General features: G+C 52.7%; 17 protein-coding genes. All 17 read right to left on the bottom strand.

Annotation, left to right across the window (positions count from 1 at the left end; genetic code table 11):
- Window positions 1–29 precede the first annotated feature (29 nt).
- Entirely contained in the window at window positions 30–1895 is a 1866-nt protein-coding gene (locus tag VCU37_RS05420; protein ID WP_336249618.1) for a primosomal protein N' family DNA-binding protein, read from the bottom strand.
- A 2-nt stretch (window positions 1896–1897) separates the two neighbouring features.
- On the bottom strand, window positions 1898–3937 hold the full coding sequence (locus tag VCU37_RS05415; RefSeq protein ID WP_336249617.1) for an EAL domain-containing protein: 2040 nt from the start codon (window positions 3935–3937) through the stop codon (window positions 1898–1900).
- A 211-nt stretch (window positions 3938–4148) separates the two neighbouring features.
- A complete protein-coding gene (locus tag VCU37_RS05410; RefSeq protein WP_336249616.1) occupies window positions 4149–6458 on the bottom strand; it encodes a putative bifunctional diguanylate cyclase/phosphodiesterase in 2310 nt (769 codons plus the stop codon).
- Window positions 6459–6496: 38 nt separating this feature from the next.
- On the bottom strand, window positions 6497–7693 hold the full coding sequence (metK, locus tag VCU37_RS05405) for a methionine adenosyltransferase (RefSeq protein ID WP_336249615.1): 1197 nt from the start codon (window positions 7691–7693) through the stop codon (window positions 6497–6499).
- Between the two features lie 96 nt (window positions 7694–7789).
- Window positions 7790–8083 carry a DNA-directed RNA polymerase subunit omega gene (rpoZ, locus tag VCU37_RS05400; RefSeq protein ID WP_336249614.1) on the bottom strand — a complete coding sequence of 98 codons (294 nt, stop codon included), beginning with the start codon at window positions 8081–8083 and terminating at the stop codon, window positions 7790–7792.
- Between the two features lie 129 nt (window positions 8084–8212).
- The gene (gene gmk / locus VCU37_RS05395; protein WP_336249613.1) at window positions 8213–8797 is read right to left on the bottom strand and encodes a guanylate kinase; all 585 of its coding nucleotides are present in this window, start codon (window positions 8795–8797) and stop codon (window positions 8213–8215) included.
- Window positions 8798–8827: 30 nt separating this feature from the next.
- The gene (gene mihF, locus VCU37_RS05390; RefSeq protein WP_336249612.1) at window positions 8828–9157 is read right to left on the bottom strand and encodes an integration host factor, actinobacterial type; all 330 of its coding nucleotides are present in this window, start codon (window positions 9155–9157) and stop codon (window positions 8828–8830) included.
- Window positions 9158–9229: 72 nt separating this feature from the next.
- On the bottom strand, window positions 9230–9898 hold the full coding sequence (gene pyrF, locus VCU37_RS05385; protein ID WP_336249611.1) for an orotidine-5'-phosphate decarboxylase: 669 nt from the start codon (window positions 9896–9898) through the stop codon (window positions 9230–9232).
- Window positions 9895–10833, bottom strand: a complete 939-nt coding sequence (locus VCU37_RS05380) for a dihydroorotate dehydrogenase (RefSeq protein WP_336249610.1) — start codon at window positions 10831–10833, stop codon at window positions 9895–9897. The genes pyrF and VCU37_RS05380 overlap by 4 nt, the downstream gene beginning before the upstream one ends.
- Complete coding sequence (locus tag VCU37_RS05375) at window positions 10830–11726, bottom strand: dihydroorotate dehydrogenase electron transfer subunit (RefSeq protein ID WP_336249609.1); 897 nt, start codon at window positions 11724–11726, stop codon at window positions 10830–10832. The genes VCU37_RS05380 and VCU37_RS05375 overlap by 4 nt, the downstream gene beginning before the upstream one ends.
- Window positions 11723–15064: a carbamoyl-phosphate synthase large subunit gene (carB, locus tag VCU37_RS05370; RefSeq protein WP_336249608.1), complete on the bottom strand. Its 3342-nt coding sequence runs from the start codon at window positions 15062–15064 to the stop codon at window positions 11723–11725. The genes VCU37_RS05375 and carB overlap by 4 nt, the downstream gene beginning before the upstream one ends.
- Window positions 15057–16325, bottom strand: coding sequence for a glutamine-hydrolyzing carbamoyl-phosphate synthase small subunit (gene carA, locus VCU37_RS05365; protein ID WP_336249607.1), 1269 nt, complete (start codon window positions 16323–16325; stop codon window positions 15057–15059). The genes carB and carA overlap by 8 nt, the downstream gene beginning before the upstream one ends.
- Before the next feature lie 97 nt (window positions 16326–16422).
- The gene (locus tag VCU37_RS05360; protein WP_336249606.1) at window positions 16423–17307 is read right to left on the bottom strand and encodes an aspartate carbamoyltransferase catalytic subunit; all 885 of its coding nucleotides are present in this window, start codon (window positions 17305–17307) and stop codon (window positions 16423–16425) included.
- Window positions 17285–19465: a GGDEF domain-containing protein gene (locus VCU37_RS05355; RefSeq protein WP_336249605.1), complete on the bottom strand. Its 2181-nt coding sequence runs from the start codon at window positions 19463–19465 to the stop codon at window positions 17285–17287. The genes VCU37_RS05360 and VCU37_RS05355 overlap by 23 nt, the downstream gene beginning before the upstream one ends.
- Window positions 19458–21752 carry a GGDEF domain-containing phosphodiesterase gene (locus tag VCU37_RS05350; RefSeq protein WP_336249604.1) on the bottom strand — a complete coding sequence of 765 codons (2295 nt, stop codon included), beginning with the start codon at window positions 21750–21752 and terminating at the stop codon, window positions 19458–19460. Before VCU37_RS05350 ends, VCU37_RS05355 begins: the two co-directional genes overlap by 8 nt.
- Window positions 21725–23863, bottom strand: a complete 2139-nt coding sequence (locus VCU37_RS05345) for a putative bifunctional diguanylate cyclase/phosphodiesterase (RefSeq protein ID WP_336249603.1) — start codon at window positions 23861–23863, stop codon at window positions 21725–21727. Before VCU37_RS05345 ends, VCU37_RS05350 begins: the two co-directional genes overlap by 28 nt.
- Window positions 23860–26022 (bottom strand): EAL domain-containing protein, encoded by a 2163-nt coding sequence (locus tag VCU37_RS05340; protein ID WP_336249602.1) that lies wholly within the window; start codon window positions 26020–26022, stop codon window positions 23860–23862. The genes VCU37_RS05345 and VCU37_RS05340 overlap by 4 nt, the downstream gene beginning before the upstream one ends.
- Between the last annotated feature and the right edge of the window lie 3 nt (window positions 26023–26025).

Here is a 26025-nt window from a genome sequence, read left to right as displayed (position 1 = left end):
ATCTATACTCGAGCATGAGCCCCCGAGGGCTACAGGTGGATGGGATCCACATCCATACGGATACCAGTATCCGCTTTTGCCCAATCTTCTTGAATCGGACGCATATTCTTCAGCGTAGTGGGCAAATCAGGTGTTGTGACGAGTGTGCTCCCATCTTCATCAGGGCCTAAGACAATCACAGATGACTGTTCGGCGAGGGCTTCACACAAGGTGCTGACCGTCTCTTGGGTCATGCGTTCAAGACGAATGAGATGCCCAGCCGGGGGGAAATGCAGCGCAGCCCGACGGTCAAGTTCCCGATCCCAGAACAAGCCCGGGTTAATCAAACTGAATGCGGTGATGGCGTGGTGATCGGGCTCATAGGTTTGAATAATTACCCGTTGTGCGAGATGGGCCGTGTCTGCCCACAACCGTAACGCATCTTCTGTAGCGTCATAGTCAGGACGGCCAAGGAGTACATCGGGATCAACGATGACGGCCAGTTCAGCGCGCGCACCGCCAAGCCAGGTTGGGCTGGCCACCACCGAACCACGGGTCATCACCGCTATGGCCGGCCGAGTGGTCGGGCCAGGTTGGTTGAACCCTTCCATCGTCGTGATGTCGGCGTGAGGAAAGGTCTTGCGAAGTTCATTGCTGATTTGCGTCACACCGGCACGCTTAAACCCATAGCTCGTGGACGAACAGTGCGGGCAGGCAAATGGTTCCCCACGCCAATCACATACCCCGCACTGCCATTGCGTTGCTTGCGCGATCGGCTGGCGGTCGGGGGTATCTAACCCAGCTCCACACGCTGGACAGGCCATGCGCCGCTTACATCGCTGGCACCCGATAGAGCGGCCAGTTCCTTTCATCGCGACCAGGACGATCACTCGGCCACCAGCATTGAGCACGGTGGTGATCGCATCCAGAGCTGGCCCTGCTAGCCGTCCACGTCGTGCAATAGGCAATGTGTTGCGGTCAATCATGTGTATTGCCGGTGATGCGGTTTCAATCTGGCGTCGACTGGCCTTGTCGACACGAACATGGCCACCGGCGATTAATCGGGTCAGTTGCCCAGACGGGACGGCGCTGGTGATAAGTACTTCGCTGTGGTGTGTTCGGGCCCGAATGAGCGCCGTCTCTCGAATATGCGCACGCGGGGCACTGGGCATTTTATAGGCCGGGTTCGCCTCGTCAATGAGCACGATGAGCCCAACCGCTCCTGTTTGGCCGGGCCAGAGCGCACTTGACCGTGTCCCAATGAGAATGCGGGCCTGCCCGGTTCGCCAGCGCCAGAAACCTCGGTAGCGGGCAGATTGTTGGGTTTCACCACGCAGGTCGAGGACCATACGTCCAAAGGCCTTCTGGATGGCGTCACTGATAGGGCAATCCGGTAATGGGGTGATGATATGGGCTTGATAGCCAGCATCAACGACGGCGCGAATACGGGTCAGGATGGCATCACGCCCATCATCGTGCCAACCGCGTTCAAGGTGGGTGATGTGTCCGCCATCGTGCCAAGGTTGGGTTGGAATGGCTGGTGGGGAGGGCCATTGGGTGAGTTCACGTTCAACATATTTCACCCGGTCAGGGATCGCATGTCGGGTGACTGCCGCAAAGGTGCTCCCAAAGCGGTCAGCTACCCATCGCCAGGCGGCAGCGTCTGCCGGGTCAAAAAACGGTGGTGTCCGTACCACTGCATCAATGGGCTTGATCTGAGCAGGGTCGATAGCCGTCGATGTGGCCACCTCCATCACCCAGCCGGATGTGGACATACCATGAAAATGCAAGCGAACTGCACTCCCAAGCCGAATCTGGTCTCCCCCCGCAATCCCGTCAGGAATCGCATAGTCGAACCATCGGTCGAGGTGGATAGCTTTTACGACCGGGTAGAGGCGCGCATATCGCGCAGGCATACCTACCGTGCCCGTGCTACCGGTTGAAACTCTCGTGCCGGAAGTGGCGGCTGGTGAATCTGATAGAGCTCGGCGTCAATGAGTGCTTTGCCGGCAATAGGACCAGTGACCAGGGTCGTGCCCAGTTCTTGAAGGTAGCGCAGATGGTGGGTACTCACGCCTGCCAGGATAATGTTCATCCCCACATCACGAGACAGATTTATAAGTACCCGTACTACCGCCAGTGAGGTTGCTTCGTTCAGGTTAAATAACAGTTCTGGGGCTACACGCACCACATCAATAGGGGTATACGCGATTTCACCGACCATGGCCGGGCCAATCCCAAAGTCGTTAATGCCGATACGTACACCGGTTTCACGTAATTTGGCGAGGCCTTGGACAATGGAATCATCTTTACAACCAAAGACATCTTCTGAGACATTGATAATCAACCATTGAGCGAGATCGCCGGCATCAGAGAGACGACTTTGTAAGTTTTCCATGAAATCGGCATCACGAATCACAGCTAATGGCAAATATACGCTTACCGGCCGTGGATAGCCCGAGTCTGCCCAGGATCGCACTGAACGCAACCATTGGGTAACAACTAAATTGGCCAAATCAGTAGCACGACCGACACGTTCGGCTTCTAACCACATATCCATGGGATCGACTTTGCCTACTTCTAAGTCATCCCAGACTGGTACCGCCTCCAGCATCACCACTTCAGCATCTGGGAACACGCTATTTAAGACTGGCCAGAACTTTAAATTGAGGTTCCCTCGCCAGCCCACAATGGATCGCTGGAGGTCAATTTCTCGCTGACGTTGTAGTGCCAAGTGTTTTTGGAGATACACCCATCGATTCCGCCCCGTGGTTTTAGCGTGACTCAAGGCGGTAGCCGCTTCAGCTAATGCCTCATTCATACTTTGGCCTGGGTCAATGGAGGTCACCCCGATGCTGACCCCCACTTCGGAAATCAATTCATCGTGCCCAGCATTTAACACGATCGTGCCAATCTCTTTTAACGAATAATCTTGTTTGGGAACGACTAGGGCAAACTCGTCATTACTTAATCGGAATAGCCCTACGCTAGGACGTAGCACGGCCTTTAGTCGATCACAGTAACGCTTTAACAATGCGTCACCGGCAGAACTCCCCCGTAACTCATTGACCGCTTTAAACCCATCAAAGTCAGTAACGAGTAGCCAGGATGGCACCTCTACCTTAAACACACTTAAGGCATAGCGATTATCTGTGTTGGTGATTGAGTCAATTAATACAAGTTTTGTGAGTTCGGACATATAGTTTCGAGTATTGAGTCGCATACTCAAAACACGAATATTCACAAAGATGAATGTTAAGAGCATAAATACCCAGTTAAAGGTATCGACGCGCATAATGGTGCGAAAGGATATGTTTGGAAGATGCTCAGGCAGCGTAGGAATTAAGAACGCCCAAGCCAGACTGACGACGAGCACTACCGTGATCGTGTCTGGTTGCGGTCCGATGTACACCCGCCGCATCGCTGAATCCTTGGCAACTTGAATACCGATGACACATAACCAGGTTCCAGCAATCAGAATGACAGGGAAAAAGGTGTCTGGGTGAAGATTCAAATCTGAAATCATGGAAAGCAGGGCGGCTACCTTGATACTTTCACCGCCGATAGCCACCGTGAGCGTGCCCTCAGTTCGTCGACTCATCCACACGAGTGGGGCATAGGCAAGAAAGACAACGGTGTACACAATCCATAGCACAATCACGAGGCCATGTTCAGTCGTTATTTCAGTAATATACCGGCCATGTGATTCCCATATCCAAGCCACATAAAAGGTATTGAGAATGGCCATATCGGCCCACATCAAGCGGGACGCTGAGGATAACACCGACCCAATCTCACCATATAAGCTTGTGTACTGAGACATGATCATCAGCACACCCACCGCCATGGTCGCCCAAATCGGTGTCGTGTCTGGTAGGGTGGTAAAAATAGTTGTTAGTTCACGAACTACACAATTAACGATAACAGAAACAAACCATAATTTAACAACTGAAATCATTGGTATTTTGTGATTATGTTCACGCTGGAGCTTTTGAATATACCAATAACAAATAGCTGTTGAAATAATAGCAACAATACTTGTTACTATTGCATTTGACTTGGTTAATAACGCAATAACAGGAAATGCAATTAAGCCAATGATAGGAAAAATTGCATAATGTATATCGTTAAAAAATAGTCCTTTGTCTCTTGAGTAATGAACTGCAACGTTACTCATGAATGCCCTCCATGACACGACGCACTAATTGCGGAGTTCCTGGTGCTGCGGTCAAATCAATATCGCCGTTTTCAATTGGCCGCCCATAGAGCCACCCCTGGCCAAATACCGCGCCGGTGGCCACGACATGCTCGTGGACCTCCTCCGTTTCAATGCCCTCAACAATGACTTGCATACCAACGTCGTGACCCAGTGACACCATCGTGCGCAACATCGCGATGGATGCCGGGTTTTCAGGCACACCACGCAGGAGATTGCGGTCAATTTTGAGCACATCTGCTGGCAATGCGGTAATACGCCACACATTTGCCGCACCAGCGCCAAAGTCATCAAGGGCGATACGGGCACCTGTTTCACGGATACGGTTCAAAATATCCACCACAGAGCGGTCACTGGACACCGTTTCGGTTACCTCAACAATGATCCATTCGGCAGCTTCGCGGTCAGCTTGCAATGCTTCAATCAGCGCCGCCACCCCAGCAGGGTCACGGAGCTGCAACACAGAAATATTCAGGCTGATTTGGACTGGCGTACCCGCGTCTATCCATTCACGGGCACGTTTCATCGCCTGTCGGGTGACGTGCACACCAAGTTCACTTGAGAACCCTTCCCGTTCGATAATTGGGATGAACTCACCAGGTGAGATCGTTCCCAACACCGGGTGATGCCAGCGCGAGAGGGCCTCAACCCCAACAATCGGTCGTTCAGGTTTAGAAATGTCGTGGAGTGGCTGCCAGGCCAAGGTAATACCTGAGAGGCGCTCATGAACAAGGGCATTACGAATTTCGAGTACACGCTGGCGTTGGCCAATCATTTGCGGTGTGGCGCGTAAGTAATAGCCACGCCCATTTTCACGCACGAGTTGAAGTGCTGCGTCAGCATGATGGAGTGCCTCGATGGGCTGTTTAGGATCAAAACGCGCGGACCCGATTGAAAAACTGAGGCCTTTTACCTGTGGGTCATCACTACAGTTCAGCAATAGTTTGCCAATGCGGTCCACATCTCCGGCACGGTCATGAATCATGACGGCGAATTCATCGTCACCGATACGGAAGATCTTGCCGCTTTCGCCAAGGCGAGCTTCGATGCGTTTCACCATGCGGCGGAGGACATCATCACCGACAAAGTGTCCATAGACGTCATTCACGCTACTGAAGCCGTCAATGTCAATCACGAGTACCCAGCCAGGTTCAAAGGACATAGCCGAAATAAGTGCTAGTCGAGACCCACAACCAGTTAGGGAGTCTGTGGTGATTTGGGTATACACCTGCGCAAGCTGACGGCCATCACTAGCCCGTAGCTCGATCAGCCGCAATAGCACCAGGATCAGAAGCACGAGGTTGAATGGCGTTGACATGAACGTGCCCTGGAGTGACGTAAATGGGTTCCAAACAATCAACCACACCCACGTCCATATCGACATGACGGTTACCAAAATAGCGATTGAGGTATTGCCGTACTTGTACGGTTCCGCGTCCTCATTCTTCAACAGGATTTGGCGCCCCAAAAATGAACCGACTATGGCAAAGAGTAGTGTGATCGTCACCCAGGTTGCGGCACGTTCTTGGGTGGAGGGATTGGCAATAAACCAGGCAATAATGCCTGAGATTGTGAACATCTGTTGGCTGATAGCCAGAATCATCGAGCCACGAAGATGGAGTGCATAAAAGGCTAGTAACTGGATTTGGGCAATAGTGATGAGGACTAATCCCCACCCATAGATCTGGATGAGTGGAATGACCAGGTTTGTTCCCGTACTCGCGGCAACAACCATTGGGCCCACCCACTCGTTCGTGATCCAAACGATGGCGACCATACCAATGAGGAGACAATCCAAGAGTGCCCCAAATGTTCGCCCATACTCTTTGTACAAGGTTCGAGCAGGTACAAGCGTCTCCCAATGTCGCCATACCCCGTGTAACCCAATCAACATTGCCACAATGAAGGGCACCCAGTGTTCATTAGTACTGAAAATACTGATAAGCACATAGGCAGCGACCATACGGGCAAGCGTGGCACGTATCGTCGTGATTGATTGCCATAAGGGACCATCAAAAATAGTGGTGCTATAGATGAGATGAACCCCGTAGGAAAAGACCGCCATCAACGCTGCGGCAATGACCGCCTGCCCCATCCAGACCAAAGCGAGGGCGGCAAGGGTTACCAGCCCAATGACATACCAAAAGTAGGTTTGAACCGTGTGAACAACCGATTCCACAACCACGTGAGCTGGTGCCGAATGTGGCTCAGCTAGCTGGGTGGGATTTGATTGTGATGCTGTTTGGATCATGGGCGTGCTCAACGTGAGGGTATACCCGTCTCGCACGCGTCATGGCACCGCTAGTTCACCAGGCGCGACAATGCATCGAGACGGGTCATTTGTTCCCAAGGGAAATCGGCACGTCCGAAGTGACCATAAGCAGCAGTTGCACTAAATGTGGGGGTTAATAAATCGAGGTCTCGAATCATCGCCGCAGGACGCAGGTCAAAGACTTCTGGGATCGCATTTAAAATCTTGTCCGGGTCAACGGTTTCTGTCCCAAACGTCTCCAGTGAATACGACACCGGACTTGCTACACCGATAGCGTACGCGACCTGTAATTCTGCACGCTTTGCCAGGCCGGCAGCCACAATATGTTTCGCCACCCAGCGAGCAGCGTACGCCGCAGACCGGTCAATCTTGGTTGCATCCTTGCCACTGAATGCTCCACCACCATGGCGGGCCATACCCCCGTAGGTGTCAACAATAATTTTCCGCCCCGTTAGCCCAGCATCACCAACCGGGCCACCGATAACAAACCGTCCTGACGGGTTCACGAGAATCTCGTCGTCACTGATGGCAAGCTGATCACCGAGTACCGGATGGACAACATGCTCAATCACATCAGGGGTGAGATGGCCAACGAGATCAATCTCTGCCTTGTGCTGCGTACTAATCAACACACCGGTGACGGCCACAGGTACATGATTCTCGTATCGAACTGTCACCTGGGTTTTCCCATCCGGCATCAGATACGGCACCGTACCGTCATGGCGAACCTCAGCTAACCGCTGGGCTAAGCGGTGTGCCAAGGCAATCGGCATGGGCATAAGTTCGGGGGTTTCATCCGTGGCATAACCAAAGACCATCCCTTGGTCACCGGCACCAATTTGATCGAGGAGATCATCTCCGCTGCCATCGCGCACTTCAAGTGCGGTATCAACACCGCCAGCAATATCTGGGCTTTGCTCATCTAAGGTGACTAAGACACCGCAGGTATGGCCATCAAAATACGCCTCTGGCCGGTCATACCCAATCTTGCAGATAGTGTCTCGTGCAATCTGTGCAATATCGATGTAGGCCTCGGTACGTATTTCCCCTGTAACCAGGACTAACCCCGTGTTAATGACGGTTTCACACGCAACTCGGGCACGAGCAGGGTCAGGGTCTTTGGCTAGGACCGCATCTAAGACGGCGTCACTGATTTGGTCAGCCACTTTGTCAGGGTGCCCTTCAGTAACCGACTCTGATGTAAATTGCCACGTACGGTTTGCCATCGTGTTCCGTTCCTTACCAATTGTGGGTGACCAACGTTGTATACGCTTATCCAACAAAGGCGCACCGGTATCGGTGCGCTGCTGAGTGGTGAGCCGTTATGCCGAGGGGGCATCCCCATCGCTCAATTCTTCAACCTGTTCAATCAGATCTTGAATATGGTTGCGGGCATCACCGGCTTTTTGGACAACAATCTTGCCCGCAGCAATCTCTTCGAAGGCGATACTTAGGGGCTTATTTGACGTTGATTCCACCAGCGGGCGAAGGTATAACCCCATACCATCACCAAGGCTGTGATAGTAATCATTAATCTCGCGAGCCCGTGTCGCGCTGAGGTGAACAAGGGTGTATTTCGAATCAACCTTGTTTAACAGGTCGTCAATCTTGGCCATAGCATCTTTCCTTTACAAACGTTTGCCTGATCAGTCTAGGTGGTAGCTGCGTCGGCGCAGACCTTTCACAAGCCGATGAGTCATCATTGATGGACACAGATACCTATCAGCAACCGCGAATGGCGTGTACTACTCATCCAGGTGGCTGATAATGGCATCAATTTGATCAACCGCGTCGTTCAGATCGTCATTGATGACGACATGATCAAATTGATCTCGCATCGCGTATTCCTCCCGCCCAATCGCCAACCGTCGTGCAATGTCAGGGTTATGGTCCCCGTCACGTCCCTTTAATCGTGCTTCCAATACGTCCCAAGAGGGGGGAGCAATAAAGATGGAACGCAGCATGGCGTCACCGATACGACCAGGTCGTGACCGTACCTGGGCATGACCCTGACAATCAATCACCAAGATGATCGTATCGGTATCGGCTTGGTCGATGATGTAGCTGGGGGTACCGTAGCGATTGTCACCAAAGGTTGCCCATTCCAAGAATTGATCCTCACGAATCATCTGGTCAAAGGCTTCTGGTGTTAGAAAGTCGTAATCCTCGCCTTGGACTTCGCCTGGGCGTGGAGGGCGAGTGGTCGCTGATCGTGCCAAGGTTAATGTTCCGTCTTGTGCATGACGCTCAAGAAGGGCACGCACAATCGTGTCCTTACCCACCCCACCTGGGCCACTAATAATAACGATATGTTGCACGCGCTGGCTCATAGCACAAACCTAGCGTGTGCCGTGGTTGGGTTACGTACCCTTTTTGGTAGATCCAATGATGGCGACGAGCTCTTCGCGCTGGCGAATACCAAGGCCTTGAACTCGTCGTGATTCACTAATATCGGCTTGTGTCATAATGCGTAGGGCGGTTTTAGGACCTACCCGAGGTAATGAGCACAATAAATCCACTACACGTGTTCGCATCAGCACAGGATCTTCCTCGGCCATTTCAAACACATCAATTAAGTCAAGTTGTCTGTCCTTAAGAGCAGCCTTGACTGCTGCCCGACGACGGCGAGCCTCTAACGCATGATTCAATGCCTCAGTACGCTCAGTCGTGGATCTGGCTGGGACCGCCATGAGAGCTCCTAGAAAAGTCAGCACGTATACAAGCCTTACCGTACTCACTTTGCCTAGGGTGATATAGAGGTCTTAGTGCTGTCCGTTCAAGCGACTTATGACCTTTAAGGGGGTAGGATCACACGTGATGGGACGACCTACCACTAGATATGTGGCACCCATTGCACGTGCAGCTTCAGGAGTAGCCACACGTTTTTGGTCACCAACCGCACTGCCCGCAGGACGGATTCCTGGAACAACCGTGATCGGCGTATCGCCAATCACCCGACGAACACCTACAAGATCTGGGGGTGCACACACCACTCCGGCAGCCCCCGCATCAATCGCCATCTTGGCTAATCGTTGAACCTGAGTATTCACATCTTGACCCTGCCCAACAACCGACAAGGTTTGCGCATCAAGGCTGGTCAACACTGTGACGGCAATAACACGAACATCGGGCGCGGCTTCTACGGCTGCCGCGATCATCTCCGGTCCCCCACTGGCATGCACCGTTAGCAACGACACGCCGAGCGCATTGCATTGGCGAGCCGCGCCTGCCACGGTATTGGGTATATCGTGCAACTTGAGGTCTAGAAACACCTCGGCATGGTCGTGGACTGATCGCACCAGGTCAGGGCCGTGTGCACAGAATGCTTCTAACCCGATTTTCACCATACCCACATGAGGACCAAAGTCAGTTGCCCACGCCAAAATTTGTGCGCGGTCAGGATGGTCGAGGGCCACGATCAGTGGGTTCATAGTTTTACTGACCCGGTGAGTGCCCTCGCGTGCGCAATACCCCGCTTGGCTAGCCACCGAGGGAGCTCTTCAATGATGTCAAGGGTTTGAAGCGGGTTGGCAAAGGTTGCCGTTCCCACCGCCACAGCGCTGGCACCAGCCATCATGAACTCGACCACATCTTCAACATTACGGGCGCCACCCATCCCGATAATGGGTAGCTCTGGCAATGCTTGGTGGATTTGGTGTACGGCACGAATGGCGATTGGTTTCACAGCAGGACCGCTAAGCCCACCGGTAATAGCAGCCAGTTTGGGGAGACGCGTATTCACATCGATAGCCATTCCAAGGGTCGTATTAATAACACTGACCCCAGCCGCACCAGCACTGGCTGCCGCTTCAGCAATGAGCGTGATGTCAGTTACATCAGGAGTTAATTTGGCAAATACTGGCACCACTGAGGCTCGCGTCACCGTGTTGATCACATCATAGGTAGGGCCTTCAGTGCAGCTAAAGACAATGCCGCGATTCTCAACGTTCGGGCATGAAATATTCGCTTCAATTGCCACAATGCCGTCCAGGCCGCGGAGTTTTTCTGCCACCACCCGAAACTCATGCGCCGTTCGTCCCGCGATGGACGCGATAATCGGAATGTTGTGGTCAAGCATCCACTGGTAGTCCGTTTCGAGCCACCGTTGAACACCAGGGTTTTGAAGGCCGATAGCATTGAGCATGCCTGACGCCGTTTCAGCCATACGCGGTGTTGGCAACCCGGCCCGCGGCTCAACGGTCAAACTCTTAACTACAACCGCCCCAAGTTTATTAACATCAAAAAAGCGGTTAATTTCACGCCCGGAACCGAACGTGCCTGAGGCTGTTACAACTGGGTTCTTTAATACAAGATTCCCTAACTGCACCCGGAGGTCAACATTGGCCGGGTCTACACGACGGCTCATTGGTCGGTTTCCTCCTTAGTATCCACCGGCACGGGCAGGGCTCCAATGGCATCCCAGTGCACCTTCGCTCCGTTAAACACTGGCCCTTCTGTGCATGAACGCAAGTTATACACCTGCCCTTTGCGTTCCACGGGCATCACACAGGTCCAGCACACCCCCGTGCCACAGGCCATTGCCTCCTCAACGGCTACACGCACAGGAATCCCATTGGCAACCGCAAGCTCACTCACGGCACGTAACATACCCATCGGACCACAGGCATAGACCAGCCCTACACGGCCTTCCTCGATGTGCCGTTTCATGACGTCAGTCACCACCCCTTGTTCACCAAGGCTGCCATCCTCCGTAACTAAAAACGTGGTGGCACTCAGGCGCTTTGCTTCAATGATATTGAACAGGCGGTCTCCATCTTTGGCGCCGATAATCATGTCTGCTCGGAAGCCCTTTTGTTGGAGCACCGTGGCCAGGTAGAGCAACGGGGCAGCCCCATATCCCCCACCGACGAGGAGGCAGTTCACATTCTGAGTTGGAATAGGGAAGGGGGTTCCTAACGGGCCAACGAGGTCAACCAGGTCCCCTTTGGTCCGTTCAGCTAACCACTTGGTGCCTTGGCCAACGAGGTCAAAAATAATTTCAACGGTGCCGGCCCAGTCACCGTGGCGACTAACACGATAGATCGAAAAGGGGCGACGCAACATGGTGTTGTGCCCTTCTACCCCAATCGTGATGAACTGGCCAGGTTGGGCGCGGTCAGCAATTTCTGGGCTAACGAATTGGATGCTGTAATAGCGGCCAATTTTGCTTGTGGCCAATACTTCACAGCGGGCCCGCAATGGCCCTTGGTCGCGCCCTTGCACACTCTGGGCAGCACTGGTCGTAAAGATCGAACTCATATGAGCGACTCCTCCTCTGTTCCCGCAGCCACACGTTGTAAGGATGCTAGGTGATCTTGGATGCTGTTCACCTGGCTATCAGCACGGCGTTGGGCCTCAATGCCCAGAATAGTAACCAAAATACCTGGTGCCGTAGTCACACTGGGCACCCCGCCCATCACCGCGGCAGAACGAATTTCGTACCCATCGCTACGTGCACCTGACCCTGTTGGGGTGTTGAGTACAAGTGCAATCTCACCATCGCGTAGCCGTTGGTCAATCGCTCGGTTACCTTGACCAACCTTTTCTACTACTTCAGCATCAATCCCCACCCGCTTAAGGGCGGCAGCGGTGCCTTGGGTAGCCACGATGTCAAAGCCCATGGCCTTCAATTGTTTCACCGGGAAAATCATTGATCGCTTATCACGGTCAGCCAAGGAGACGAATACACAGCCTTCGGTTGGCAACGTCATCTTGCCAGTGCCCCCTTGTGCCTTGGCAAAGGCATGGCCAAAGTCTGCATCAATCCCCATTACCTCACCGGTTGAGCGCATTTCGGGACCTAAGCGGCTATCTGCACCAAGGAATCGGTTGAACGGCAGGACGGCCTCTTTCACCGCATTCCAGGGTAAGGGTGGACGATCAATGAAGTCATCACCGAGGGGTTGCCCATTCACTCGAACCTCTGCCAGTGTCGCTCCGGCCATCACTTGTGCCGCCACCTTGGCCATGGGGATACCTGTTGCCTTAGAAATAAAAGGTACGGTACGACTTGCCCGTGGATTCGCTTCTAGAACCAGGACTTCCCCATCACGAACCGCAAATTGGATATTAATAAGTCCGCGAGTGTTTAAGGCGTTGGCCAGTGCTTTCGTCGTGCGTTTCAGCTCGTCCATCACGTTGGCACTCAACGTGATGGGTGGAACCACACACGAAGAGTCGCCTGAGTGCACACCAGCTTCTTCAATATGTTCCATCACCCCACCGATGTAAATATCCGTACCGTCAAATACAGCATCAACATCAACTTCGGTGGCATGTTCTAAAAAGCGGTCAACCAGCACCTGCCCGGCTCCAGCGTTCACATCAAGCCAGGCACGCATCTGATCGGGTGAGTAGACAATTTCCATCGCACGCCCACCCAATACGTAGGACGGGCGCACGAGCACCGGGAAGCCGATCTGTTCACCAATACGTAGTGCCTCAGCCTTACTGTTAGCAATCGCACCTGGTGGCTGGGCTATCCCCAGTTCGGTACAAATCCGGTTGAACTCACCACGGTCCTCTGCCAAATCAATATCAGCCGGTGAGGTGCCAAGAATTGGTAACCCGTTTTCAGCCAGTTCAGCTGCGATACGCAATGGGGTTTGCCCACCAAATTGTACGAATGTCCCTGCAATATCGGCGAACCCTTCGCCACCTTCGGCATAGGCCACTTCAAGGACATCTTCAACCGTCAACGGCTCAACGTAGAGTCGATGGGCCGTGTCATAGTCCGTGCTCACCGTTTCAGGGTTGCAGTTAATCATCACCGTTTCATACCCACCCCCACTTTCGGGGTTGGCGGCAGTGACAACGCCATCGGCCATAGCCCAGACCGCATGCACACAGCAATAGTCAAACTCGATGCCCTGGCCAATCCGGTTTGGTCCACTTCCGAGAATCAGTACCCGTTTGCGGTCTGCCGGACGGACCTCGGTTTCTTCTTCCCATGTTGAGTAGTGATAGGGCGTGTTGGCATCAAACTCGGCACCACACGTATCAACTGTTTTAAAGACCGGTCGCAGGCCACGAGTATGACGGTGGACGCGTACCCGTTCAGCCGTGGTGCCAAGCACATCAGCAATCAAGTCGTCACCGAACCCGTGGCGCTTCACCTGGATAAGAAGATCATCAGACACGTTTGCCAACACTTCACATGCCCGTAGTTCACGCCGAAGTTCAACAATCAAAAGGAGTTGATCAACAAACCATGGGTCCCAACCGCTGAGTTCACTCACCCGTTCCACAGACCATCCGCGGGTCAAGGCGGCGTCAATATCGTGAATACGATGGGCAGTTGGGGTCTGTACGGCTACTTCGAGGTCCCGATCAGATAATGGTTTACCGGCCCCTGCTGGACCGGGTCGGCCGGTCAGCCCGATAGATCCATCTTCAAGCGAACGAATTGCTTTGTGCAGACTCTCGGTGAATGTCCGACCAATGGCCATCACTTCACCGACGGCCTTCATCATCGTGCCCAATGTTGGATCAGTGTCGGGGAACTTTTCAAAGGCCCAGCGCGGAATCTTGGTCACGACGTAATCGATGGATGGCTCGAATGCGGCCAGCGTGGTTTTGGTGATGTCGTTGGGAATCTCGTCAAGGGTAAATCCCACCGCAAGGAGGGCCGCAATTTTGGCAATGGGGAAACCAGTTGCTTTAGAGGCGAGGGCTGATGACCGGCTCACACGCGGGTTCATCTCGATCACCATCATGCGTCCGGTCTTGGGGTCCAGCGCAAATTGCACATTGGATCCACCGGTAGTGACACCAACACGCCGCATCACGGCAAAGGCGGCATTGCGCATGTGCTGATATTGCGCATCACTCAAGGTCATGGTTGGTGCCACGGTGATCGAATCACCGGTGTGGACCCCCATGGCATCAAGGTTCTCAATCGCACAGATCACCACACAGTTGTCGTTCTTGTCGCGCATCACTTCGAGTTCAAACTCTTTACAGCCCAGTAAGGACTCATCAATTTGAACTTCTGAAATAGGGCTTGCGTCAAGGCCTTCTCGCACAAGTGCTTCAAAGGCGGCACGGTCATGCACAATGCCACTTCCGGCCCCGCCAAGGGTGAATGATGCGCGGACGAGCAAGGGGAACCCGAATGCCTCAACGGCGGCCATCGCTTCATCAACGGTGGTGGCCCGCATACTTTTTGCCTGGTCAAGCCCTATTTCTTCCATCGCATCATAGAAGGCACGCCGGTCTTCTGCGAGACGGATGGTTTCTAAAGTGGCGCCTAACATTTCAACGCCATATTTGGCTAATACCCCGGTTTCAGCCAAGGTAACGGCGAGGTTTAATGCCGTTTGTCCACCAAGGGTTGGCAGAATTGCATCTGGTGATTCTTTGACGATGATTTGTTCAACGGTGGCTGGGGTAAGTGGTTCAATATACGTTGCATCAGCAAACTCCGGGTCGGTCATGATCGTTGCCGGATTGGAGTTCACCAGCACAACGCGATACCCCTGTTGGCGAAGCACTTTGCACGCTTGCGCACCCGAATAGTCAAACTCACAGGCTTGACCGATCACGATAGGACCAGAACCGAGAATAAGGATCGTTTTAATATCGGTGCGTTTAGGCATCCTTGGCCTCCTGGATCGTAGCCCGATGCCGTGCCATCAAGGCGGTGAATTGGTCGAAGAGGTAGCGACTGTCGTGGGGGCCGGGCGCACTTTCGGGATGGTATTGCACCCCGAATGCGGGGCGGTCTAAAAAGGCAATGCCCGAGTTGGTGCCGTCAGTCAGATTGATATGGGTTTGGATGACACGCCCGTAAGGACCAGAACCGAGTGTTTCAGTATCAACTGCGAAGCCGTGGTTTTGGCTGGTGATTTCTACCGCGATGTGGTCGCGGGCTAGCAATGGAAGCCATGGCCCCGGGTCTGTAAGGGTAGCGAGGGTATCGGCGACGAGGTTACGCACCGGATGGTTCCCACCGTGGTGGCCGTGGTGCATCTTGTACGTGCGTGCCCCGCCAGCTAAGGCCAGGAGTTGGTGGCCCAAACAGATACCAAATACCGGAATCTTGGCACCTAGGACCGTTTGAACGAGCACAACAGCATCATCAAGTACGGCCGGGTCTCCTGGACCGTTACTCAGCATGACACCATCGAACTGGCCATCAATTAAGGTTTGAGGGTCCGTACTCGCAGGGACGACGTCTATGGCACAACCGGCGGTGGCCAAGAGTGATTCGATGGTTGCTTTCGCCCCAAAATCAACCAGGGCAACGCGGTAGGGCTGATCAGGAATCACACCATGAGGGCTTCCGTCACTGCAATCCACACCTTCAGGAATCGGCTCATCCTTGATGGTGGACCCGGTGGGTTCAACGTGATAGGCCGCACCATGCATATCAACAAGATGCTGGCCTTCCATACTCGGGGCATCATTTAAAAACGGTTCGAGGGCATCCCAGGTGTGATGGTCAGTACTGATCACCGCATTCATGGCACCTTTATCGCGGATACGCCGAACAATGGCACGCGTATCAACATCACTAATGGCGACAAGACCCTGTTCACGAAGGGTTTCGGGAAGCGATGCCATCGCGCGGTGGTTACTCACACAACGTGCCATTTCCCGAACCACAAGTCCCGCGGCTTTCAACGATGGACTCTCGCTATCTGGAGCGGCAACACCGACGTTACCAATGTGTGGGGCCGTAAAAACAACAAACTGACCCGTATATGAGGGGTCAGTTAAAATCTCTTGGTAGCCAGTCATCGCCGTGTTTAACACTAATTCAGCAACGGTGGTACCTGGTGCACCAACCGATGTGCCGTGCACCAACGTGCCATCGGCTAGGGCTAAGGTCGCGCGATCAGGTTGGATCGTCCGCATCCCTACATCCACCTCTCGTCTCTTCACCGACAAAACGATGGAAGTATAGCCACCCCGAGGTAACTCGGGGTAACTTCCCCTGTGAACACGAGACTAGTTAGCTATTAATCGCCCAGTCCAAGGCAGCCATTCGTACTGCTACACCATTGCGGACTTGTTGCAAAATCAGGCATCGTGGGTCGTCAACCACAGCACTCTCAATCTCCACATCGCGGTTAATGGGCCCCGGATGCATGATGGCCACATGTTCAGGCAGTCGGTGCAACCGCTCACTATTGAGCCCATAGGCATCAACATAGGCTGAAAGATGTTCGAACCGTTCAACCATGCGTTCATGCTGAATACGCAATAAATACACCACATCAGTACCGATAAGTGCCTGGTCGAGATCGGTGTACACCTCAACACCCATGTGTTCAACATCGTTGGGCATTAACGACAGTGGTGCGACGAGGCGAATCGTTGCGCCCATCTTGGGCAACCCAGCGACCAAGGACCGCATCACACGACTGTGGGCGAGATCACCCACAATGGTGACTGTCACACCATGAATACGCCCGAAGTGTTGGCGGATAGTCAACAGGTCCAATAGCCCTTGCGTGGGGTGTGCACGTGAACCGTCTCCCCCATTTAAAACAGGCAGATCAACCCATTCAGCCACATTAAATGGCATACCGTTCTCGCGGTGACGCATCACAATGGCGTCAATACCCATTGCAGCGATCGTGCATACCGTGTCATACAACGTTTCGCCTTTAGCCATCGATGACCCTTGTGTTGAAAAGGTCATCACATTCCCACCTAATTTGTGAACGGCATGTTCAAAACTCAACCGGGTACGGGTGGAGTCTTCAACAAAGAGCGAACAAACTGTTTTACCGGCTAAGAGGGGTTGAGGACTTGTCTCAAGTTCTTCAGCGCGGTTTAACAGATTCGTAATGAGTTCGGGTGAGCAATCATCAAGTCCGAGCAGGTTGGGCATGGGTGTTCCAAAACTCCAAGGCATCTTCTGCCGTCATCGGTTGGCCCCAATGACGGCCTTGTCCATACATCGCACCAAGGCTTTGGGCTACTGCTGCGATACGTTCGGTATCTATTCCGCGGCAGACCACAGGCACATCCATCACTGTGCTACTACGAATAATGGCTTCTACCACCACTCGGTAGCCACGGTCTGTGACCATATCACGGACCAACACCGGGTCAATTTTGAGCAAGTCTAAAGGTAAGTGGGGTAAGTCAGTCAAATTCGTTCCCGTTGCCCCAAAGGAATCAAGACAGATCTGGATACCCCTCGCGTGAAAATCCTCAATGGGTATATGGGTTAAACGGGTGCGAGAATCCACCCCAATGGTAATCAAATCACCAGAAACATGGTGTTCAGCTAACACTTGATCAAGGACAGGTAACAATTCCAGACTGGCAAACTGCTGTTCATTCAAGAGCACGTGTACGGGTGCACTGGCTTGCTTCGCCCAGGCTACGGCATGTCCAAACAACCATTTGAACCATGGCCCGTTCAGTTGGTGGTATACCACCAAATCACGCGGCAACCCGGGGCGAATCCACAGGGGACGGACCATCATCGCAACCGGTGTATTGGTACGAAGATCCATGACCGGCGCAAACGTACAGGGCAATTGGTCGTCTCGTAACAATGTGTAGAGGTTTTCACGACTGATGGAATCCATCGCCTTTTGCCGGTCTGAAGTATCGGCTAACCGAATCGCGCCTCGCCCACCCTCACGAATCTGAGCAACTGCCAATTCAGCATTCAATATCAGGTCGTTGATATCGTGCATAGTTGAGAGTGACACACCTGCACGTGCCCCCAAACGCACTTCTTCTCCCCCCGGCAATCGACAAGGCTCTTGAATGACGTCAATTAATCGGGCAGCCAGGTGGGCGCCAAGTTCGGGCCGGTCAACGTGGTCTAGCAGGACAATAAACTGGTCGCCGCTGTAGCGCCCTGCAATGTCGTGGGGCCGCAATTCAGATTGAAGCCGCTTCGCCAGTACTTGAAGTGTTTCGTCGCCCGCAGTATAGCCATGAATATCGTTAATGTGCTCGAACCCGTCAAGGGCAATGATGACTAATGCGATGTCGTGCTGTTCTTGCGTGACTTTGTCTTCGAGCAGCGCCTTGATAGTCGTCAGATTGAATAGCCCCGTGGTGAGGTCGTGTTTAGCTTGAAACTCTAATTCGGTTGCCAGGGCGTTGACTTGTTGCATTTCATGGTCACGAATGGTGATGACCGCCTGCATACGAAAGAACAATAAGAGGGTGACCATCACACAGACCAATGTCAGGCGGGTGACGTTCCCTTCGCCCAAAATACCAAGCGTCAAGGGAATGTAGGCTGCGGCAACCGTTACGGTTACAACCCGTCCTGTTTGCAAACCTCGGGCTAGATGTTCAACTTCCAGGAGGTGCACCCCACCGGGAAGCCAGCAAGATATCGCCACAATGGTTGAAAATCCCATCAAGGCCATCAGTACGGGGATGGCCATTCCAGTGGGGTCTTTAGCGATAAACGTCAGTACCCCAATAATGGCGACTTGAAAGAGCATGCCATCAAATAAACTCTTGCTAAACCGAGGTAACGCAATGAGACGCTGAATGACGACAAGGGCAAGGGTGACGACGAAGACAACGAACGACCCGATCAATACGGGCGGATACCCCGCCAGATGGAGCGGCTCCCAAAACCCCGCCCAGGCAATCGTTGAATACACCGCTACCGCGATGATGGAGTCAATCACATGATCCCACACCGAGAGATGCATACCTTGCTTGGGTGATGCGGAAATCAGTTGCCCGAGATCATAAATAAACATCGAAAACGAAATCGTTGCCACCGCAAGCAGCAATGGAATAGCCACTTGACTGGAGACCGTGTCCGTTCCCAAGGCGATGACACCAAGGCATAGGGCAGCTTGAGCACAAAAGGACAAGAAACTTGAAAAGCCTGGCTGTGTCACTTCCTTTAGGCGGACCATGCCGACGTATCCGATGATGTTCAGCACGATAACCGCACCAAACACAATCATCGGAAGGTTGGAGGATGTAGAGACGGTTTTGATCAGGAAGGCGGCACTGATACCGATGGCTGCGGCAAGTGCAATGGCAGTTCTATTCATTGATTGCTCCTTCCCGCATACTCAAAAAGGTCCACCATTGCGTTGCATCATCAGGCGACAGTTCTTTTGTCCATAACCAGCCTTGTGCTTGGTGAGCGCCACCTGCGATTACAAGATTGAGGACCTGGTTACTTTCAACACCTTCGGCAATGATGTCCATCCCAAGATCTATGGCCATATCGGTCACGTTAAACAGCAATTGGCGAGAATCGTCATACCGAAAGGCTTTGGATATAAGCATTTGGTCAATCTTGATGAACTCGATGGGAAGACGAGAGATTTGAGCCATCGTCAGGCCACCCGTACCAACATCATCAATCGCAATACGAACACCTAGGTCATGCACTTGTGTTAGCGACATCATCAGTCGCGTCAAGTCGATAGATAAATCATGCTCTGAAAACTCAATGGTCAGATATTCCGGTGGTAGCCCAGAACGTTTAAGTGCCTGGCGTACATCAGTTACAAACGATGAGTTTTGGATATGAGAAATGCTGATGTTGACTGAGACGGGACATTTGATTGATGCAGCGAACTTCGTCGCTTCTTGTAATACCCATCGTCCAAAGGTGTCGGCCAACCCAACTTGCTCAAGGCTTTTTACAAAAATGGCGGGCGGTACGTCACTATTTCGCCAGCGAGCGAACGCTTCAAACCCCACGCAGTGGTGGTCGAGAGTGTTCATGATCGGCTGATACACCAGATAGAACGCATCATTGCGCATTGCTTCACGCAAGCGCTGATCAGTCACGGTCACATGGGCAACTTGTGCGATATGTTCAGGGCCCACCCGCACAATGTGGTTGCCCGGCTCTCGGAGTTCGTTAACGGCAACTTCACCCCAACGAATACCGTCCTCAAAATCACGATAGGTATCAACAATGACAAGGCCTGCATGAATGGCAACCTTGAGTGGCTGGTGATTACTCAAAACTGCGTCACTGATACGCGTAACCATGGCTTGAACCTGTTCTTCGGCGGCGTCCAAGGTTGCGGGTGGTTTAAAAATGATGATGAATTCTTCTCGACGAAACTGAAAAACTTCTGCATGATCCTCTACAGGTTCAGCGAGCGTATGGGCAATGATGTTGATTGCTTCATCACCGAACCGGTGACCGTAGATATCACGAATGACATCAACGCCCAACGCCCGAACATAGACAAGAACAGCGGGGTTGGAAAGACCCACATTTAAGGCGCTGAAGTGGTCCTCCATGACAGACCGCGACCATAAGTCCGTCAGGGGATCATGACTAATTTTGTGCCGTAGTTGTTGTTGTTGAAGGTAACGCTGGGCCAATTTGTGATCTCGTTCACCTATGAGTGTCCACATTCTGATGGCCAGCAAACACATCACAAGACTAACGAGCACAGACCATAACGAAATACTGATATTCAGCTCAACAAAGAAGGGAAGGCAAAGAAAGAGCACTACCCAGAGACCGATAATCCCAGCCCGTAACGTATTCGTTGGTTCTAGTGCAAACCGTGTTTCAAATCCTTCATGTGGGTTGCTCATCGTCATAGCAATGATGAGTGGCAGACAGATAAATGCCTGATAGGCCGTCACTGTCCACGTGACAAAGGGGACCTGATCGATGTGTTGGGCAATGGCGACGTCGCCAATAATCGCACCAATGACGGACAGGGCTAATCCAAGTTGGAGGGCAGGTATACGGCGCCGTCCGATCACAATTGCCGCGCCAAGGGTCACGAGACCCACGTTGCTGGCAACGATGGTGAGTACAGCCCAAAAGGATTGCCCGGCCTGCACCAGGGGCACAAATTGCAGCACGATAAGTCCACCAACCGTGCTCACACCGATAATGGTTAAATCTGAGAGGTGATGGACCACCAGGTTTGAGGTCGAAACCCGCTTATGGTTCCGAATCATGTCGTAGATAACAAAGGCGACCGGGAACGCAGTAAGCAAAAACCCGATGACGCCACTGATCACCCAGAGCCAGTGGGGTTCTTGGCCGGTAGCGAACGCTACTTTCACATGGTTTCCAGCCAATATGGTTGGACTAATCCCAAGCGTGATGTAGCGTGCACAGGGTTTCTCGTGATGTACCCGGCTCGCAGTTACCCAAGCACCAAGACCGATAATGACTGCAATGACATCCAAACTGATAACCGCCACAATGGTGTGTACCGCCATCCAGTTGACGGCAATGGCAACCATTCCAACAACGAGCAACAACCGCTGGGTCGTGTTGACGCGATAGCGGTTTCCAGAGGGGCGTTCTGGTGTAGAAGTTACGCCCGTTTGTGTTGGTTCCACCATTGGGCTCCCTTCGATAACGGCATTGGAGCACTCCAGAAATACCCTTGGGCCTGGTCGCATCCCAGTTCCTTAAGATGCTCAGCGACACGCTGATCTTCGACACCTTCAGCAATGGTTTTAAATCCCAGACCGTTGGCGGCATGGACTAACCCCGTGACCAAGGTTCGATCAGCATCGTTGTCCGTGATACCACTGACAAACATCCGGTCAATTTTTAATACATCAAGGGGGTATTCCATGAGCTGTTGCAAGCTAAACTCGCCAGTTCCAAAATCATCGACAGCGATACGAATCCCTTTGGTACGTAACGCATTCAAAATGTCGTTGGTCCGTTCCATGTCGGGCATGGCGCTGCGCTCAGTGATCTCTAAGAGCAATAGTTCACCCGGTAGCCCAGACTGGTCAAGTGCACGGAGTACATCGGTAACAAAATTGGGTGAGTGCATGTGGCGTGGACTGATATTGACCGCAATCTCACACCCTTGTTTAGCTGCCCATTGTGTTGCCGTTTCAAGTACCCAACTGCCAAACGCATCAGCAAGACCATTTTCTTCGATGAGTGGAATGAACTCAGCAGGACCAAGTGTGGCCCCCGGCCAACGGGCTAATGCTTCAAATCCCACCGTTGCCCCATCATGTAAATCAATAACGGGTTGAACCATCAGCGTGAATTGGTGTTGTAAAAATGCGGTTCGTAGTCGCTGGTCATTGGCAAAGGCGGACACACTCGCGCGTAGATCATCAACACCCAACATGGATATGGCGTGCTCACCATCAAGTTTTGCCCGATGCAGTGCTGCGTCTGCAAAGCGCATGACATCGGTCATCCGGTCTTGGCTTGTGGCTAATACCACCCCAATAGCTGAATCGAGATTCACCCGCCAGCCAATCCCTAACTCAATGGGCTGACTGATAGCCGTATGGAGATTTTCAGCCAAGGCCATTGCGGTGGGTCCGTCTGGACATTCGTGCAAGAGTACGCCAAACTCGTCACCCCCTAACCGTGCCAACGTATCAACACTGCGAATTTGGTTAGCGAGACGGTCAGCAATGATGGACAGCACCTCATCGCCGAGAAACGAACCAATTGATTCGTTTACAGCTCGGAACCCACCAAGGTCAATGTGATACACCGCAATGGTGCTCTCACCAGCCTCAGCGAGTCCGATCAAGAGTGCCTCTTGGAACCCGGTTCGGTTTGCCACTTTTGTGATCGGATCAATGAACTCAATCGTCTGTAATTCGGTTTCCACCGTGCGATAGGTTTGCTGTTCTCGATAGAGTGCACGGATCGCATCAACAAGCAATAAGGTGATGCCGACCAACGTGACCACGAGGACGAGGACAGTAATCCCGTTGGGAGTATGTGATTTCGTGTAGAGGGCGACAACGGGTAAACAGACCAGCAGCATGCTGAAAATGAGGATCGAAAAAATTGACCCACCCCTGGGGATTGGTGGCTGAGTCATCCACTCTTGGAACCCTAGTTGGAAGGCCATCACCGCGGCGTATGCCGTTGTAATGAAGGTACCGACCAGCGACACCACCAGACCCCATTCACTCCCGGTGTTTACGACGATGACAATAGCGATAGCTGATGAAAATGTGAGCAAGGCACCGAGTTGTGAAACCCATGTGGGGAGGAGCTGCCACATCACGGTATAGGCAACGGACACTGGCAGGATGACACCACTCGCAATCAAAATTGAGCGTGTCGTGGCGTCAATATCGGCGCTGCTTAACGGGAAATAAATGAGGTGATAGGTGATCCAGGCAAAGGACACAAAAGGAATGAGCAAGGATTGAAAGGTTTGACGCCCCATGCTGGTTAACCAATAGTCCGAGAGCCGAGTATCACTCAGTTCCCAGGTCATGCAGGCCACAAATCCACAAATACCAACCATGCCGATTGCCGCAACGAGCAGGGTGTCTTGGGCAAGGCCTAAGACCTTGCCACGGGCAAGTGCAAGGGCAATACTCAATATCAATAAGGAGAGAACCGAGTATCGTCCAATGACGCGACGGGTACGTTCTACGTATAACGATGCAGCCAACAGCAGGATCATCACGGCTAATAACGCGATTTCCGTGTACACGGCCCAAACCATCATTTTGCCACCGATTCCCATTCACCCCACAACGGGCCGTTGGCAAGGGTACAACCGGCATCAAGGACAATATCTCGGGTGGCCTGGCTTTCGACTCCCGTAGCCATCACACTTACATTCAGTCCGTTCGCAGCAATCACCACACTTTCAATGAGCGAACGGCTCCGCGGATCGCGAACTGCGGCACCAACGAACTGGCCATCCAAACTGAGGGTTTGTACAGGGAGTTCACGAATTTGGGTAAAGCTAAAGGCCCCAGTACCAAATTCTTCGAGTGCTAAACGAACCCCCATATTGCGGAGTTGGGTCAATACCTGTGATGGATGAGGGCCCTGGGCAAACGATATCCGTTCCTTGATACTTAATGTGATTTGATCCCGTGGAATCCGATAGGCTGACAGAAAGTCTTGGAGATCACCCACGAAGAACTGGTCGTAGAGTTGACGGGCTTGCACCATCACCCATATGGGGGTTCGTTTCGCCAAGGCAATTTGGCAGCTTTCCTTCAAGGTCCAGCGTTCAAGGTCTCTTGTGATGCCATATTCGCGGGCTGCGCGATAGAGCTGGGACCAAGAAATGTCATGGCCATCATTGAGATGCACTCGGGTTTGGATAGCGACAGTCTGGTCGGATGTGAGGTCAACGATTGGCCGTATTTGCAGTTCGATGGCGTTGCGTCGAATTAGTAAGCGGAGTTCTTCACCGGTGTATGGAAAAGGAACGTCGTGTGCTAATGGGGTGGCGGTGCTAATCGTTCCACGGCCAATACGTTTTGCTTGAACGAGGGCGGCTTCGGCTTGTTGAATGGCATGGTCAGCCGAGTCGTTGGGTTCTCGGTTGTAAACACCAACGCTGCACCCAAGTTGGACATGCCCAAACTCACCTAAGTCATAATCACCACGGATTGTTTCAAGGAGTTCGTTCGCGATAGCGGCACATTGTGACTGGAAACCAGCTCCGGCTACGCCGAAACTATTTGGCCCTAACCGGCCCGTAATAAACCGCCCATCGTTCCATTTGGTGAGTGTTTTACCCACATGGGCAAGTACCATATCGCCTGATTGTGGTCCCAGGGCGTCGTTGATACGGCGAAATTGGTCTAAATCTGCGATGAGGACAATCACCTCATCGTGACTGTCCATCATGCGCATTAGGTCTTCGATAAAGGCCCCGCGAGTTGTCAGGCCGGTTAGCCGATCAATACGCCGGGCTTGAACCAGGCTGCCTTCTGTCGAAATGCGTTTAACTTTAATAGCCAGGCTGTCACGAGTATGGACAACCGACCGTACTGCCATAATGGCCGTTAGCACGGTGACGATCCCAACGGGAATAGAAGTAGCACCCTGGCGAGAAATCACATGGCTCACCACAATCATGCTTATACAGGTGAGGGTGATAAACCATTGGCGCCATACCACTGTGCCTTCATCCAAAGCAGGGGTTTGTGGTTCGAACCGGTACCAGTACACGGCGAGATAGGCCAGGGCGGCAACGGTTACTGACGTGAGTGAGAGCACTGGGAGTAGCGCATCATTCGTATCGAATACATGTGCCGTGGCAATATCAATAAGTACCGAACTCACCATTGCGCCGGCCCACAGGGATCGCCATAGCCCGCCGCGGGGACGATAGGCAACAACTGCCATCGCTTGGAGTAAAAAGGCTGCGTCAACAACACCGATGACCCAACTGATACCGGGAATGATGCCACGGCTGACCAGTGGGGTGACAAGGCTAGAAAACACCAGCCACAGCAAGGTGATGGCGATGGACAGCACATCAATAGCCATCGCACGCGTACGAATCACTGAGGCACTGATCCGCAAGATTTCTGGAATCACAACCCCTGCGGTGACCAGCGAATAAATGGCGACCGTCTCAGGGTTCTGAGGAAGAATGGCTGTCATCATTGTTGGCTTCGCAACAACGAGTGCAATGGCGACAGCTAAAAACAGGCTATGTGACAGACGAAAGGCAAATACCCCAATGATCAAGGCACCGGCCATTATCATGGCGATTTGTGTGATCGTGTCTGTCAGAACAACCGTGACCAAACTCAGCACAAGACTGATCACGAGGACCATCGCCACGTTCAGTACGACACTGGTATATGACGAATAGTTCTCCTGATCATCCCCAATAGTCATAGTGTCCGCAGACACAGG

The organism is Stomatohabitans albus (assembly GCF_036336025.1).
In the GTDB taxonomy this organism is placed as follows: domain Bacteria; phylum Actinomycetota; class Nitriliruptoria; order Euzebyales; family Euzebyaceae; genus Stomatohabitans; species Stomatohabitans albus.
The sequence above is the reverse complement of the archived record's forward strand: the minus strand, read 5'-3'. Positions and strand labels throughout refer to the sequence as shown.